The organism is Mesorhizobium sp. M2E.F.Ca.ET.209.01.1.1, assembly GCF_004010375.2.
GTDB lineage: Bacteria > Pseudomonadota > Alphaproteobacteria > Rhizobiales > Rhizobiaceae > Mesorhizobium.
In genome coordinates, this window is sequence record NZ_SADP02000400.1 from 1 (window position 1) to 374 (window position 374).

At 69.0% G+C, this 374-nt stretch carries 1 pseudogene; it reads left to right on the forward strand.

The features are described from left to right. Positions 1–92 precede the first annotated feature (92 nt). A pseudogene (locus EN852_RS36180) lies at positions 93–374 on the forward strand (hypothetical protein); the annotation flags it as partial.

The following is a 374-nucleotide window of genomic DNA, read 5'->3' on the forward strand; positions in this document are numbered from 1 at the left end:
CGGACCGCGGATACCGGCGCGGGTGACAGACTGGCCAGGCGCCGCTTGGAGCGCGGCCGGCTGGCGTGCTATCGCAATGCCGGGAGGCGGCGATGCGTGTCATTTTCAGATGTGATCCGATCCTGGCGCAGCATTTGCCGCGTCCGGTGCCCGCGCGCGGCGTGCTGCCGGACTGGCTGCGCGCGATGCCCGCCACCGCCTATTCGGCGATTCACGGCCGCGACATTCGCACGCTCAAGCAATGCCCGCCGGTCGTCGACGCGATGACCTACGGCTTCATGATCCTGATGGCCTGCGGCGTCGTCGTCGACCGGGGCAAGGTTTCCTGCGCCTGGGCTATCGCGGAATCCGTCACCAGGAACCGCCCACGAGCC